The organism is Cognatishimia coralii (genome assembly GCF_037478305.1).
Taxonomy (GTDB): domain Bacteria; phylum Pseudomonadota; class Alphaproteobacteria; order Rhodobacterales; family Rhodobacteraceae; genus Cognatishimia; species Cognatishimia coralii.
Map to the genome: position 1 here is coordinate 845,868 of NZ_JBBGAZ010000001.1, position 15,098 is coordinate 860,965.

General features: G+C 57.0%; 15 protein-coding genes. 3 read left to right on the forward strand and 12 right to left on the reverse strand.

Translation table 11 applies throughout. From position 1 onward, the window contains the following. Nucleotides 1-25 precede the first annotated feature (25 nt). The 10 genes from WG622_RS04290 to coxB form a co-directional block, all read right to left on the reverse strand. Complete coding sequence (locus tag WG622_RS04290; protein WP_339402443.1) at nt 26-838, reverse strand: MBL fold metallo-hydrolase; 813 nt, start codon at nt 836-838, stop codon at nt 26-28. A 94-nt stretch (nt 839-932) separates the two neighbouring features. After that, nucleotides 933-1,517: a GNAT family N-acetyltransferase gene (locus tag WG622_RS04295; protein ID WP_339402444.1), complete on the reverse strand. Its 585-nt coding sequence runs from the start codon at nt 1,515-1,517 to the stop codon at nt 933-935. Continuing rightward, nucleotides 1,517-2,779, reverse strand: coding sequence for a M16 family metallopeptidase (locus WG622_RS04300; RefSeq protein WP_339402445.1), 1,263 nt, complete (start codon nt 2,777-2,779; stop codon nt 1,517-1,519). Before WG622_RS04300 ends, WG622_RS04295 begins: the two co-directional genes overlap by 1 nt. Then, complete coding sequence (gene thrC / locus WG622_RS04305) at nt 2,776-4,164, reverse strand: threonine synthase (protein ID WP_339402446.1); 1,389 nt, start codon at nt 4,162-4,164, stop codon at nt 2,776-2,778. Before thrC ends, WG622_RS04300 begins: the two co-directional genes overlap by 4 nt. Nucleotides 4,165-4,169: 5 nt before the next feature. After that, on the reverse strand, nt 4,170-4,862 hold the full coding sequence (locus WG622_RS04310; RefSeq protein WP_339402447.1) for an SURF1 family protein: 693 nt from the start codon (nt 4,860-4,862) through the stop codon (nt 4,170-4,172). A gap of 106 nt (nt 4,863-4,968) precedes the next feature. Continuing rightward, nucleotides 4,969-5,769: a cytochrome c oxidase subunit 3 gene (locus tag WG622_RS04315; protein WP_209356651.1), complete on the reverse strand. Its 801-nt coding sequence runs from the start codon at nt 5,767-5,769 to the stop codon at nt 4,969-4,971. Between the two features lie 6 nt (nt 5,770-5,775). Next, nucleotides 5,776-6,384, reverse strand: coding sequence for a cytochrome c oxidase assembly protein (locus tag WG622_RS04320; RefSeq protein WP_339402448.1), 609 nt, complete (start codon nt 6,382-6,384; stop codon nt 5,776-5,778). Next, nucleotides 6,381-6,542 (reverse strand): cytochrome c oxidase system small membrane protein, encoded by a 162-nt coding sequence (locus WG622_RS04325; protein ID WP_209356653.1) that lies wholly within the window; start codon nt 6,540-6,542, stop codon nt 6,381-6,383. The genes WG622_RS04320 and WG622_RS04325 overlap by 4 nt, the downstream gene beginning before the upstream one ends. Nucleotide 6,543: 1 nt before the next feature. Then, nucleotides 6,544-7,482 (reverse strand): heme o synthase, encoded by a 939-nt coding sequence (gene cyoE / locus WG622_RS04330; RefSeq protein ID WP_339402449.1) that lies wholly within the window; start codon nt 7,480-7,482, stop codon nt 6,544-6,546. Between the two features lie 88 nt (nt 7,483-7,570). After that, nucleotides 7,571-8,425, reverse strand: a complete 855-nt coding sequence (gene coxB / locus WG622_RS04335) for a cytochrome c oxidase subunit II (protein ID WP_339402450.1) — start codon at nt 8,423-8,425, stop codon at nt 7,571-7,573. Between the two features lie 182 nt (nt 8,426-8,607). On the opposite strand from coxB, the gene tldD reads away from it, so the two are divergent. The 3 genes from tldD to topA all read left to right on the forward strand — a co-directional run bounded on the left by tldD (nt 8,608) and on the right by topA (nt 14,031). Then, nucleotides 8,608-10,029 (forward strand): metalloprotease TldD, encoded by a 1,422-nt coding sequence (gene tldD / locus WG622_RS04340; RefSeq protein WP_339402451.1) that lies wholly within the window; start codon nt 8,608-8,610, stop codon nt 10,027-10,029. Nucleotides 10,030-10,127: 98 nt separating this feature from the next. Next, a complete protein-coding gene (gene dprA / locus WG622_RS04345) occupies nt 10,128-11,252 on the forward strand; it encodes a DNA-processing protein DprA (RefSeq protein ID WP_339402452.1) in 1,125 nt (374 codons plus the stop codon). A 136-nt stretch (nt 11,253-11,388) separates the two neighbouring features. After that, nucleotides 11,389-14,031 (forward strand): type I DNA topoisomerase, encoded by a 2,643-nt coding sequence (gene topA / locus WG622_RS04350; RefSeq protein ID WP_339402453.1) that lies wholly within the window; start codon nt 11,389-11,391, stop codon nt 14,029-14,031. Nucleotides 14,032-14,065: 34 nt separating this feature from the next. Here topA and WG622_RS04355 read toward each other — a convergent pair whose 3' ends face one another. Both WG622_RS04355 and WG622_RS04360 read right to left on the reverse strand, forming a co-directional pair. Continuing rightward, entirely contained in the window at nt 14,066-14,434 is a 369-nt protein-coding gene (locus WG622_RS04355) for a DUF6768 family protein (RefSeq protein WP_209356659.1), read from the reverse strand. After that, nucleotides 14,427-14,972 carry an RNA polymerase sigma factor gene (locus tag WG622_RS04360; RefSeq protein ID WP_339402454.1) on the reverse strand — a complete coding sequence of 182 codons (546 nt, stop codon included), beginning with the start codon at nt 14,970-14,972 and terminating at the stop codon, nt 14,427-14,429. Before WG622_RS04360 ends, WG622_RS04355 begins: the two co-directional genes overlap by 8 nt. Nucleotides 14,973-15,098 lie beyond the last annotated feature (126 nt).

Genomic DNA, 15,098 nt, shown 5'->3' on the forward strand with positions numbered 1-15,098 from the left:
GCCCTACCATGTCCGGAGCTTACGTCTAGGGTTCACTCAGGAATTTGGGCTGCAACACGATGATCGTCGGCCTGTCCGGCAGGCTGCGCAACGAGACCTCAAGATCGTTCACGCCCTCATCCACAATGGCGAAATCCTCGGACATGCCGATCAGGAAACTGTCCAAAGTGCCGCGCCCAAACCAATGCATCGGGATCACGATCGAGGACTTCAACCGCCGCATCACAGCCATCATGGTCTGATGATCCAACGTCATACCACCATCCACAGCCGCCATCACCACATCAAGCCGCCCAAGTGCTGCATATTGCGCCGCATCCGGTTCATGGTGCAGATGCCCGAGGTGGCCAATGCAAAGCCCCGCGACTTCAAAGACAAAGATCGAATTGCCCTTCGGCTCCATCCCGAACCCAGAGCGGATATCGGTTGATACATTCCGCACTAACATTTCACCCAGATCGACATGATGCTCGATACCTTTGCCAAACTCGCCCCAGCCTCGCAGAACATGGGGTATGGCTGGATCAGGAACTGGTGTCCAATGGCTGCTGTGGCCATGGTTCATCGTGACCACATCCGGCAGGAAATCCACGTTGCCGATATAGCCCGTGTAATCTGTCACAACCGACAGCCCACCCTCGGTCTGGATCAAAAACGCCGAGTGATCCAGATAGCGGATCCGCACAGAATTTCGCTCTACAGGATCACGAAAGCTGGCCAGATGGACATAGCTCATGCCCGGCGTCGCCTCCGCCAGCGCGATACAATGGCTATACCGCCGCTCCTGCGCCTGAAGTGCCGTCCCAAATACCAAAAACAAGAAAACCAAAAACCGCATGATCTGCCCTCCTTACAGAAAGGATAGCACGATCCGCTCAGATTTCATCTTGCCCAAAATACTCCCGCCGGAGGCTCCTGAGGTATCCACACCCTCAGCCGGCCGAAGTGCGTCCCCGCCGGTCGCCGCGCAAGCAAGCATAGAGCACATGGGTGCGCCAGCGTCCGTTGATCTGCAGATAGCTTTGGGCCACGCCTTCGTATTTGAAACCGGATTTCTCTAGAACACCTCGGCTGGGCGTGTTTTCCGGTAGACAAGCGGCCTCTATGCGGCTGAGGTCCATATGCGTAAAGGCATAATGCACCACCGCTTCAATCGCCTCGCGCATATAGCCCTGACGCGCGAAACTTTGACCGACCCAGTAACCAAGCGTGCCCGCCTGCGCAGGCCCACGACGGATATTGTCGAGCGTGATCGCTCCAAGCAAAGCACCAGACCCGCGATCTGTCAGAAACAAAGGCACGGCCGAGCCGTTGCCAATAGCCCTCTGCGCCCAATATACGCGGTTGGTAAAGCTCTTGCGGGTTAGGTGATCCACTGCCCAGGCAGGCTCCCAAGGCGCAAGGAAATCAATGCTGCCTTCGCGTTGCGCAGCCCATGCGCGAAAGTCGCTATGGATCGGCGGGCGCAAGGTCATCCGCTCTGTCTCGATCCGGACTTTCTTGCGCGTCAGTAACATCAGGCAGCGCGGCGGGTTTGGAGTTTCTCAAGCTCGGGTGCAGCCGCAACCGGCCCGTAAAGCGCCAAGGCAGCGCGGGCGTTGACCGCCATATGGGCGGCAAAGTCCCGCACGCCCGCGTCCGAGACCGCGTCGATCTTGGCCACGGTTTCCTCAAGGCCAGGAACACGTCCCCAGATCGAAACCATTCGGGCCAGACGTTCTGCGCGGCTTGACGGGCTTTCCAACCCCATCAGCATGCCTGCTTTCATCTGCACCTTGGCGCGTTCGATTTCAGCAGAACTCATGTCGTCTGCGGCACGCTTAAGCTCATCAATCGTGATGTCGGCCAGATCCGCGACCTGATCGCCCGACGTGCCCGCATAGATCGTCATCATACCGCTGTCGGCATAGGCTCCTGCCGAGGCATAGATCGTGTAGCAAAGCCCGCGCTTCTCGCGCACCTCTTGGAAGAGACGCGAGGACATGCCGCCACCCAGAGCAATCGAATAGATCTGAGCCGTATAGATGTCGTCGTTCTTATAATCCGGGCTCTCAAGACCCAGTGCGAAATGCGCTTGCTCCAGGCTCTTCTCGGTGCGGTATTCACCGCCCTCAAACCGCGCAGCCTCCATCGGACGGAAAGAGCCTTTGGGCAGATGGCCAAACATCTCTTCGGCGACTTTCACAATCTCGTCGTGATCCACACCACCGGCGGCGGAAAGGATCATTCGCTCAGGTCTATAGTGTTCAGCCACAAAGGTCTTGAGATCATCGCGCGTGAAAGCACTGACCCGTTCCTGAGGCCCAAGGATCGTGCGACCCATTGGCTGATCAGGATAGGCGCGCTCTTGCAGCCAATCAAAGATCACATCATCCGGCGTATCCAAAGCCTGACCAATCTCTTGCAGGATCACGCCGCGTTCGACCTCGATCTCGTTCGGGTCAAAGACAGGGTTTAGAAGGATGTCGCCGATCACATCAATCGCCAGCGGCACATCGCCTTTCAAAACGCGCGCATAATAGGCTGTGACTTCGCGGCTGGTATAGGCGTTGATATAGCCGCCCACATCTTCAATCGCCTCGGCAATTTGCAGCGCGTTGCGCTTTTCAGTGCCTTTGAACGCCATATGCTCAAGAAAATGCGCGATGCCGTTTTGCGCGATGCGCTCATGACGCCCGCCTGCTGTCACCCAGATGCCGACTGAGGCCGATTGCAGGCCAGGCATATGTTCCGTGACAATGGTGAACCCATTGGAAAGAGTGTGAAGTTTTACCGTCAACGCGCAGCGATCCGATCTTTGATGAGAGTTTCCAGAAGGGCCAATTGGTTGGGCACCTTACAGACCCGTTCTTCTTTGTCCATCATATCCGCCATGTGGGGTGGCAAGCCGGGGCGCGTGCCCATGGCGGCCTCAACCGCATCCGGGAATTTCGCGGGATGCGCGGTGGCAAGTGTGATCATCGGAACGCTCGACAGATGCTCATTGCCGACCTTCACGCCCACAGCGGAATGCGGGCAAAGGACTTCGCCGCTGGCGGCATATTCGGATTTGATGGTAGCTGTGGTCTCCTCCTCAGAGGCGCGACCCGAAGCGAAATTCTCGCGCAGCATTTCCATCGCGCCTTGGCTGATGGTGAAAGAGCCGTCTTTGAGGTCTTCCATCAATTGCGCGACGACAGAGCCCTCTCGGTCATAAGCGTCAAAGAGCGCACGCTCAAAGTTCGAGCTGACCTGAATGTCCATAGACGGGCTGATCGAGGGCGTTACGCCCTCTTTGGTATACGCGCCGGTTTCCATGGTGCGGTGCAGGATGTCGTTCTGGTTGGTGGCAATCACAAGCTGCTCAATCGGCAGCCCCATGCGCTTGGCGATATAGCCTGCAAAGATATCCCCGAAGTTGCCCGTTGGCACGGTGAAGGAAACCTTGCGATGCGGCGCGCCCAGCGACACAGCAGACGAGAAATAATACACCACCTGCGCCAGAACCCGCGCCCAGTTGATCGAGTTCACACCGGCAAGTTTCACCCCGTCACGGAACTCGAAATCATTGAACATGTCCTTGAGACGCGCCTGACAGTCGTCAAAGTCTCCGTCCAAGGCGAGCGCGTGGACGTTGTTGTCGGCTGGAGTGGTCATCTGTTTGCGCTGGATGTCGGACACACGACCATCCGGGAACAGAATAAAGACGTCGACATTATCAAGGCCGCGGAAAGCCTCAATCGCGGCGGAGCCTGTATCGCCCGAGGTCGCGCCGACGATGGTGACTTTCTCACCGCGGCGGGTCAATTCGAATTGGAAAAGCTGACCGATCAACTGCATCGCGAAATCTTTGAAGGCGAGCGTCGGGCCGTGGAAGAGTTCCAGCAGATAGTGGTTTGGCGCAAGCTGCACCAAAGGCGCGCGGGCTTCGTGGCGGAAACCGGCATAGGCGCGTTCAATGATGCCTTTGAATTCCTCGTCGGTGAAGCTTTCGCCAATGAAGGGTTTCATCACCTCAAAGGCCACCTCTTCATAGGTCTTGCCTGCCATAGCGGCAATCGCATCCGCCTCAAGCGTCGGGATCTTCTTGGGCACATAAAGCCCCCCGTCCCGAGCAAGTCCTGTCAGCATCGCCTCGGCAAAGCTGAGTTCTGGGGCGTCCCCACGGGTAGAGATATATTTCACGTCTCTTAGACCTTATGTTTTGCGCGCATGCGGCGCAGGTAATACAGCGTCATCGCCAGCCAGACCAGAGCCAATCCGTACCAGGTCACGGCATAGTTCAGGTGATCGTTCGGAATGCCGGTTCTCGTCACCGGCAAGGGCGTCACGGCTGGGTTTATTTGCGACGTTTTGCGCGCCACGATGAGGATCGGGGCAGTATTCAGCGCGGCGGCCATGGCATCGACGTCCCGTGCGAACCAGATATTGGCGGCGAGATCATTTTCAGGCGTATAGCTGTCGCGCTCCTGGGGCCAATGCAGATTTCCCTCGACACGCACGTCCACCTCATCTCGCGCGGACGCTTTGTCTTCGGGTTTGATCCAACCGCGGTCGACCATAATGCGGCGACCATCCGTCAGTTCGAAGGCGGCAATTACGCGATAAATCGCGCCGGTCGCTTTAGAGGAGGCATAGACGTGCAGTTCCTCTGTCGTCATCAACCCCTCCGCGGTGACGGCGAGATAACGATCTGCATTGGGGTCGATATCTTCAGGCAGGGCCACCGGATCGGCCGCAATTCGAGCATCGATCTGTGCAAGAATGTCCTCTTTCCATTCCAGTCGCCGCATCTGCCAGTTGCCCAGCGACACGAGGATCACGATGCCAATAATACCAAACCCAAGCGGCAGGATCAGACGACGCACATCAAGCCCTTTCAACACAGACCTTCAAAACGAAAATCGCGGCGAGGTGCCCCGCCGCGATTTGCTTTAATCCTATCAGGCAGAAAGGTTCAACCTTTCGCGCCTCGATCGCCCGAGCGACTTATTGGCCCCAGACGTAGACGGCTGCGAACAAGAATAGCCAGACAACGTCAACAAAGTGCCAATACCACGCCGCTGCTTCGAAACCGATGTGGCGTTCTGGGGTGAAGTGACCGCGCAGCGCGCGCATCAGGCAGACGAACAGGAAGATCGTGCCAACCACAACGTGGAAGCCGTGGAAGCCTGTCGCCATGAAGAAGTTCGCGCCATAGATGTTGCCAGCAAAGCCAAAGGCCGCGTGGCTGTATTCGTAAGCCTGCAGAACGGTGAACACAGCACCCAGAGCAATCGCGATGATCAGCCCGTTGACCAGATCCTTACGGTTGTTCTCATGTGCAATCGCGTGGTGCGCCCAAGTTGCCGCACAGCCAGAGCACAGCAGGATCAGAGTGTTAATAAGTGGCAGGTGCCAAGGGTCAAATGTCTCGATGCCCGCAGGTGGGAACATGCCGTCAATCGCTGGGCTGTCTGGGCCCATTGGGTACATTGCGTGCTTAAAGAAGCTCCAGAACCATGCCGAGAAGAACATGACTTCGGACATGATGAAAAGGATAACGCCGTAACGCAGACCGATCTGAACAACAGGCGTGTGGTCGCCCTGATGGCTTTCCACAACGCATTCAGACCACCAGCCGAACATGACGTAAAGCACGCCAACGAGGCCGATCAGGAACATCCATGGACCATTGTCATGGAACATGAAAACTGCGCCAACAAGCATGATGAAGCCCGCAAGTGCGCCCAGGAATGGCCACCATGAGGGGTTCAGAATGTGATAATCGTGATTTTTAGCGCCTGCCATGAGTTGTCATCCCTCGTTGGTGCTGGTGTTTAGGATAGGTTCTACAGAATTGACGCCCGTGGTCAATTCCGCGATGTCTTCGGGAAGATCGATTTCATAGAACGTATAGCTCAAGGTGATTTCCTTGATGTACTTCGCGTCCCGATCTTCAATCATTTCCGGATCAACAAAGAAGGTCACTGGCATGTCGACGCGTTCGCCGGGCATGAGGACCTGTTCGGTGAAACAGAAACATTCAATCTTTGAGAAAAACGCGCCGGCCTCGTAGGGGGCAACGTTAAAGCTCGCCTGCCCTGCGATGGGGCGGTTGGTAGGGTTATAGGCCTCATAAAAGGCCAGGCCCGTCTCGCCAAGGCGGACGGCCATCTGATGCTGTTGGGGTTTGAACTCCCACATCATGTCGCGGGATTTGCTGGCGTCGAAAACCACTTTCACAGTCTGATCCAGAATCACGTCAGATTCTGCATCAGCTTGTTGGGTCACGCCGCCAAAGCCGGTCACCCGGCAGAACCAATCATAGAACGGCACTGACGCCCAAGCCAGCGCGCCCATCGTGACTACGACGCCCGCAAGCTTGAGAACTGTTTTGCCATTGCTGTTGACGGGTTGGGTCATTGATTAGCCTCCTGTGCCGCCAGAGCGCGGCCCTCAGAGGTGACTTTCACAACCGTCAGCCCCATGAGCAAGACGACAAAAGCGCCCAGTACGAGGGCAAGACCCAGATTGCGACCAAAACGACGGTGGTGGATTTCGTGATCTTTGTGGATCGCCATCTTACCAGCCTCCAAGACCGTAAGGGGCCAGCGCCACCTCGGCCAAAATCGCACCGAAATGCAGGAATAGATACAGAAGCGAGAGGCCAAAGAAGCGTTTCTCGACCTTATGCTCGTCGGCCTCACAGGCCGCGTCGTCACGACGCCAGATCCGGATCGCTCCCACAATGAACAAGGCGTTCAGCACCAGCGCGGTCGCGAGGTAAATCGGACCACCCACAGAGGTGAAGCCCATGCCAATCGCAATCGCTGCCAGAAGCAACGTGTAAACAAGGATATGATTCCGAGTCGCCGGACGCCCGTGGGTCACGTTCAGCATCGGAACGCCCGCGTCGCGGTAGTCGGTCTTCATAAAGAGGCAAAGCGCCCAGAAATGCGGCGGCGTCCACATGAAGATCAACAGGAACATCAGAGTGCTCTCAACCGACACGCCGCCGGTCACCGCAGCCCAGCCCACCATCGGAGGGAAAGCGCCCGCCGCGCCACCGATCACGATGTTCTGCGGGGTCCAGCGCTTGAGCCACATGGTGTAGATCACCACATAGAAGAAAATCGTAAAGGCCAGAAAGCCGGCCGCGAACCAATTGGTCGCAAGGCCCAGCATAACTACCGAGAAAACGGACAAAGTGATCCCGATGGCAAAGGCTTCGTCGCCAGTGACTTTGCCGGATGGAATAGGGCGGCTCTGCGTGCGGGTCATGATGGCGTCGATATCCGCGTCATACCACATGTTCAGCGCACCCGAAGCCCCGCCCCCGATGGCGATGCAAAGGATCGCTACAAAAGCGACGAACGGGTGAATGGAGCCCGGTGCAGCCAGCAGCCCCACCATGGCGGTGAACACAACCAGTGACATCACGCGCGGCTTCAGCAGTGCAAAGAAATCCCCGAAAGAGGCCTCTTTGGTCTGCGCTGGCGTATGGATGCTGGCGTCGCTCATGATGTGTCCAGGGTCTCTCTTGTCAGAAGGGCGAGCCTAGGCTCGCCCGATCCACTTTAATGGGGCACGGGCTGTGCCCCAGAAAGGCTTAGCTTTCTGCCGCAACCCAAGCGTCAAACGCTTCTTGGGAGACGACTTCGACGGTGATCGGCATATAGGCGTGGTCCTTGCCGCAAAGCTCGGAACACTGACCAAAGAAGATGCCTTCTTTTTCAGCTTTGAACCAAAGTTGCGCCAGACGGCCAGGCACTGCGTCCTGCTTCACACCGAAGGATGGGATGGTCCAGGAGTGGATCACGTCATCCGCAGTCACGCCCATCACAACAACGGTGTTCACTGGGATAATCACGCGGGTGTCGGTCGCCAGCAGGAATTCGTCATCGTTGTAGCCTGCGTTCACAAGCATGCCGCGCATTGCGTCAGAGTTTTTGAACGCTTCGACACCAGCTTCTTCGTCAGCTTCGGTGATGGTTGCCGGGTGGCCCAGCATGTAGCTGTCAAATTCGATGCCCTGCTCTGGGTATTCGTAGGTCCAGTACCACTGGTGGCCGGTCACTTTAATATAGAGCTCACCTTCAGGGATCTCTTGCTGCTTGAAAAGAACAGGCAAAGAGAACGCGCCGATGATGACCAGCACCATAATCGGGCCAAGGGTCCACGCCACCTCAAGTGGAGTGTTGTGCGTAAAGGTGCCTGGTTCTGGGTTGCTGCGGCGGTTGAAGCGGACAATGCACCAGATCAACAGCAACGCGACAAAGATGGTGATCGCGAAGATGATGTAGTTGATGAAAGTATCCAGCCCCTGGATGTCACGTGCCAGTTCAGTGGTGGCTGGCTGAAAGTTCAGACCTGCGTCTGAGGGCTTGCCGATTGTCTCCTGAGCCATTGCTGGAAGTGCGAGAAAGGCTGCCCAGAGTCCCATGAGGGTCGAAAGAATTCGCATGTGTCACCCGTGCGGTTGCGTATTTCGTCGTGTCTTATTCGGTCTTCCGCGCCATTGGCAATGGAATCCCATTGTTTTGTCGGTGCTTTGAACCATATTCTGCGCACCAGATAAAGGAATATACTTGCGGCAAACAGCCGCTTTTTTGATTTGCTTCAAAAAACCTGAAAGGCAAGCACTCTATGGCAGACGCAAAATTCGCCCCGTTTGAAACTATGCTGGATGAAAATCGGGCTTTGGCCATGCTGCAAGAGGCCACGGCGGGTGCTGAGGACGGTGAGTTATTCCTGGAGCGTTCGCGTTCTGAAGCACTGGTTTTTGATGATGGTCGCGTAAAAACAGCAAGTTATGATGCAACTGAGGGCTTTGGCCTGCGTGCGGTGAACGGCGAAGTGGCCGGATATGCCCATTCCTCTGAGATTTCCGAATCTGCATTAAAGCGTGCCGTTGCAACCGCACGGCTGGCCGTTGGCAAGGGCGGTGGCGCTTTGGCGGCGGGGCCCTCTGCGACAAATCAAAAGCTTTACACCGACAGCGACCCCATTGGATCTGCAAGCTTTCCCGTCAAAATCGACACCCTTAGGGAAATTGACGCCTTCGCCCGCGATTTGGATTCGCGGGTGGTTCAGGTCAGCGCGACTCTGATGGCATCGCTGCAAGAGGTCTTTATTCTGCGCCCCGACGGCACGCGTATCTCCGACGTGCGCCCAATGACTCGGGTCAATGTCTCGGTGATCGTCGAAGATCAGGGCCGCCGCGAGTCTGGATCCGCCGGTGGTGGTGGTCGTGTCGGGCTGGATGGTCTGATCGCTGCCGAGGACTGGCAAGCGAAAGCGCGAGAAGCGCTGCGGATCGCTTTGGTCAACCTAGAGGCCGTCCCTGCCCCCGCTGGCCAGATGGATGTACTGCTTGGCCCGGGCTGGCCCGGCATTTTGTTGCACGAAGCGGTGGGGCATGGGCTTGAAGGTGATTTCAATCGCAAGGAAAGCTCTAGCTTCTCGGGTCGGATCGGGGATCAGGTGGCCTCTAAGGGTGTCACCGTGATTGATGACGGCACCATCCCAGATCGCCGCGGCTCGTTGACAGTGGATGACGAAGGCACGCCAAGCCGCAAGAACACTTTGATCGAGGACGGTATTCTTGTGGGCTACATGCAAGATCGCCAGAATGCGCGCCTGATGGGGGTTGAGCCTACAGGCAATGGACGTCGTCAAAGCTATGCCCATATGCCGATGCCGCGCATGACAAACACATATATGAATGGCGGTGACAATGATCCCAAAGACCTTCTGGCGGATCTGAAAGACGGCATCTATGCGGTCGGCTTTGGCGGCGGTCAGGTTGACATCACCAACGGCAAATTCGTTTTTTCCTGTACCGAGGCCTATCAGGTCAAAGACGGCAAAGTCGGTGCCCCCGTCAAAGGCGCAACCCTGATCGGAGACGGCGCCACCGCGATGACGCAGATCCGCGCTTTGGGCAACGATATGGAACTCGACCCTGGCATGGGCACCTGCGGAAAAGCAGGCCAAAGTGTGCCCGTGGGCGTCGGCCAGCCGACAGTTTTGATGGGTGGGCTGACGGTCGGAGGCTCTGCGACCTAAGTTGTAAGTTGAGCGTCGTCCAAATTTTGCCATCTTACTTTACGGTCCATTAACCAAGGATTCGTAAGACTTGGCTCTGCAAGCAGGCGGAGCCAAGGATGACCGACGGTCAGTTTTCTTCCACTCACCCCAAGAACCCACCCACCACGGAAGATGAACGGTTTCTCTGGCTCCGTCTCTTGCGCTCGCGACGTGTGGGGCCGGCGACGTTTCATCGGTTGATGGATGAATATGGGTCGGCACAAGCCGCGCTATCCGTTTTGCCTGAAATTGCGGCTGAAGCTGGGGTTGACGATTATAGGATCTGCCCCGATGGCGTCATTGAGGCTGAACTCAAAGCGGCCCGCAAAGCCAAGGCGCGGTTAATTTGTTATGGGGATCCCGACTATCCTAAACCACTTTATGATCTGAGCGACGCCCCCCCTCTTTTGTGGGCACGTGGCGATATCGGATTATTACACCGCGACGCGATCGCTCTCGTTGGTGCTCGCAATGCGTCGTCTCTGGGCTGTCGCATGGCACGCAGCTTGTCGCTGGAACTTGGCCAAATGGCGCAGGTGATCGTCAGCGGTTTGGCCCGTGGCATCGATGCCGCGGCTCATGAAGCCGCTTTGAAAACCGGAACGATTGCAGTTTTTGGCGGAGGCGTGGACAGGATCTACCCCGCCGAAAACAAGCCACTAGCCCAAGATATCCTGAAACAAGGACTGATCCTGTCCGAGCAACCCATGGGCTTGCAGCCACAAGCGCGGCATTTCCCTGCGCGCAACCGGATCATTTCAGGACTTTCCCGCGCCGTCGTCGTCGTTGAGGCCGCCGCCAAATCAGGTTCTCTGATCACCGCGCGCAATGCGCTTGATCAGGGGCGTGACGTGCTTGCGGTACCGGGTCATCCCTTTGATGCACGTGCCGCGGGGTGCAATATCCTTATCCGGGACGGCGCGACTTTGGTGCGCAATGCCGAAGACATTATTGAAGAACTCGCAATTCCCGAGCCCGTGCAACCAGATCTACCACTGGCAGGCGCAGGCCAGGACAGCCTGAGCGACTCAGCAAAGCTCCACGACAGGATCCTCAATCGATTGGGGCCGATCCCATTGGCCGAGGACCAGTTGATCTTTGATCTCAAGTCTAAGGCGAAATCGCTGGCCCCTGCCCTGTCCACACTCGAGCTCCACGGGAAAATCCTGCGTCGCGCAGGTGGGCTCTTGTCTCGGCGGTAATGTCAAACTACATGCCGTCAAAGCCTGCGGCGCGGGTCCGGTTTTCCAGTGGTCATTGACAATGCCCCCTTCCACCGCACATCTTCTGCCGCCATAAGGCCAAGAAAAACGAGTCTTGAGGAGTCGAGAATTAAGCATGCCCGTCGTCGTCGTCGAATCCCCGGCAAAAGCCAAAACTATCAATAAATACTTGGGGTCTGACTACACGGTACTCGCCTCTTATGGCCACGTGCGTGACCTGCCTCCGAAGGACGGATCGGTCGACACGGACAATGATTTCGCGATGACATGGGAAGTCGGCAATGACAGCCGCAAGCATGTCAAAGCCATCGCGGACGCCCTAAAAGAAGACAACAACCTGATCCTCGCGACCGACCCCGATCGCGAAGGAGAGGCGATTTCTTGGCACCTCGAAGAAGCCCTGCGCAAGCGTCGCGCCATTAAGAAAGACACGCCCGTCAGCCGCGTGGTTTTCAACGCGATCACCAAGTCGGCTGTGACCGAAGCAATGCAGAACCCGCGACAGGTCGACGAACCTCTGGTTGAGGCCTATCTGGCGCGTCGTGCTTTGGATTATCTGGTGGGCTTTAAACTCTCGCCCGTGCTCTGGCGCAAACTGCCGGGCGCGCGCTCTGCTGGACGGGTTCAGTCGGTTTGCCTGCGTTTGATCGTCGAGCGCGAAGAAGAGATCGAAGCCTTTAATGCGCAGGAACATTGGTCCGTGCGGGCTTTGCTGCAAACACCTCGCGGCAAGGATTTTGAAGCGCGTCTGACTGTGCTGGGCGGTCAGAAACTGGACCGCATGTCGCTTAAAGACAGCACGGCTGCGGAACTTGCAGTTCAGGCCGTAACCTCCCGCAATCTTTCTGTAAAATCGGTCGAAGCGAAGCCCGCGACGCGCAATCCGTCCGCGCCCTTTATGACCTCGACGCTACAGCAAGAAGCCAGCCGCAAGTTCGGCATGGGCGCGCGGCAATGCATGAACACGGCGCAGCGTCTCTATGAGGCAGGTCTGATCACCTATATGCGGACCGACGGCATCGACATGGCGCCTGAGGCCGTGATGGCCACGCGCGACACGATCAAAGATCGCTATGGCGAGGACTACATCCCGAAATCGCCACGGATGTATAAAAACAAGGCCAAAAACGCGCAGGAAGCGCACGAATGTATCCGCCCGACGGATATGAACAAGGACGCGAGCCAGATTAAGGTGAGCGAACCGGACCAGCGCAAACTTTATGACCTGATTTGGAAGCGCACCATCGCCTGCCAGATGGAGGCCGCGCGGCTGGAACGCACCACGGTGGATATCGCCTCTGACGACGGTCAGGTCGAGTTGCGCGCCACCGGCCAAGTCGTCATGTTTGACGGCTTTATGAAGGTCTATGAAGAGGGTCGCGACGACGTTCAGGACGACGACGACAAGCGCCTGCCTCAGATCATGCAGGGCGAAGCGGCGGTGTTCTCGTCCAAAGGCCTCGCGGATCAGTTTAACAAGGCCGCCGGTCGCGAAGGCGATGTGATCGAAGCCACCCGCGCGGACAACGCAATACTGTCTGAAAACGCGGGCGTTCTGGCCTTGCAACACCACACACAACCGCCGCCCCGCTATACCGAGGCGACCTTGGTTAAACGCATGGAAGAGCTGGGTATCGGACGTCCGTCGACCTATGCCTCGGTCATCACGACGATCCAAGACCGCGAATATGTACGCAAGGACAAGAACCGTCTGTTCCCTGAGGAAAAAGGTCGGATCGTCACGATCTTCCTCATGAACTTCTTCCGCAAATATGTGGGATATGAGTTCACGGCGAACCTTGAAGAGAGCCTGGATGACGTTTCGGCCGGCGATCAGGACTATAAAGAAGTCCTAGCAACCTTCTGGCGCGATTTCTCGGCAGCCATTGCAGAAACCAGCGATCTGCGGGTGTCAGAGGTTCTTGATAAACTCGACGCAGCGCTTGCCCCGCAGCTTTATCCGCCGCGTGAGGACGGGTCAGATCCACGCATTTGCCCGAAATGCGGCACGGGCCAGCTCCATCTCAAAACCTCACGCACTGGCGGTTTTGTCGGCTGCGGCAACTATCCGGAATGCCGTTATACACGCCCGTTGAATGGCGACTCTGATGACACGGGCGATGTTATCCTCGGTCAGGACGAACACGAGAATGATATCCTGCTGCGCAAGGGCCGCTTTGGTCCCTATGTGCAGCGCGGTGAAATCACCGAAGACAACAAGAAACCCGACCGCTCCTCCCTGCCCAAAGGCTGGGACGCGGCGGCGATGGATCTGGAAAAGGCGCTCACGCTGTTGTCCCTGCCCCGCGCAATTGGTCTGCACCCTGAGGGCGGCGAGATCACTTCGAACTTTGGCCGCTTTGGTCCCTATGTGATGCACCAACTGCCGGATGAGGCGAAACCTGTTTATGCGAACCTCAAGGACCCCAATGATGTCTTTGAAATAGGCATGAACCGTGCCGTCGAACTCTTAGCAGAAAAACGTGCGAATCCAGGGCGACGTGGGTCATCAGCAGCCGCGAAACCGTTGCGTGAGATGGGCGAACACCCAGATGGTGGCGCCATGAACATTATGGACGGTCGTTATGGACCCTACGTGAAATGGGAAAAGGTCAATGCGACCCTGCCCAAGGACGTTGAGCCCAAGGATGTGACTGTCGAAATGGCGATTGAGCTGGTCAATGAAAAGGCGGCCAAGAAGGGCACGCGCAAAAAGACCACCAAAAAGACGACCAAGAAAAAAACCGCTGCGAAATAACATAGGCCGGGAGATGTCCCGGCCTTTTCATTTTTCAGTCGTTGCGCGCCATAATCAGTTGCAACCGTTTCACTTCGCGGATCACTCGGTCGGCCTGAAGCTGTGGCATCAGGCTCAGCTTAAGCTGCGTTGCCATCAGGATCAGAACGCCACCGCTGACACCCCATTTCACCGCCAAGATCGCTTCGGTCGCGCCAAAAAACTGAACCGCGCAATAAAGCCCGACCGCAAAGAGCGCGATCTGCACAATCATCACAACCCAAGTGACCCAACCCAGCTTGCCGCCAAACTGCGACAGCCCCAGCTGGAACCAGCCAAGCTCTTGCGTCTCGCGCAGGATCTCACTGTCTTGCCCTTTCAGAGCATCTTCGATCATACGATCAAGGTCATTTTTGCTAGACATCCAAGTCTCCTTTCAAAGCGTCTTTCAGCGACATGCGCGCCATTGAAAGGCGCGATTTTACCGTGCCCACCGGCACATCCAGCGAGACGGCCACCTCGGCTAGGCTCATGTCTTCTAGGTAGAACAGCGCAATGGCCGCGCGCTGGGGTGTTGGCAAGGCGTCTATGGCTTGGCGAAGGATCTGTGCCTCTTCGTTCAGATCGACTTCACAGCTGTCCTCAATGAGAGGCGTAATCTCTCGTTTGGCGTCCTGGACCCGAATGCGTTTTTCTATGATCCTGTAGCAACATCGAGATACAATCCGAGTAGCCCACGCCGGAAAGGCCGCCACGTCTTTCAGCTTTTGCAGGTCGCGAAAGATCTGCACCCAAGCGTCTTGCACAGCGTCCTGCGCCTCGTCTTTGCCGTTCAGCAACCGCGCCGCATGCACCAAGAGGCGAGGTCCGCGAAGGCGCACCAGCTCAGCCATCGCCGCGCGCCGCCCAAGGCGCGCTTCGATCACCAAAAACTCTTCTAAGGCGCGGCGTTTGCCGGTCATGTTTTGCCCTTTCCTGGCCAACTATCCTATAGTGCGCGTGATCGGGCAAAAGGTTCAGTGCGGCGGTGAAAAAAACGCCCCTTGCGGTAAGTCCGTAGTAATACCGGACGCCCCTGTATGCGTTGA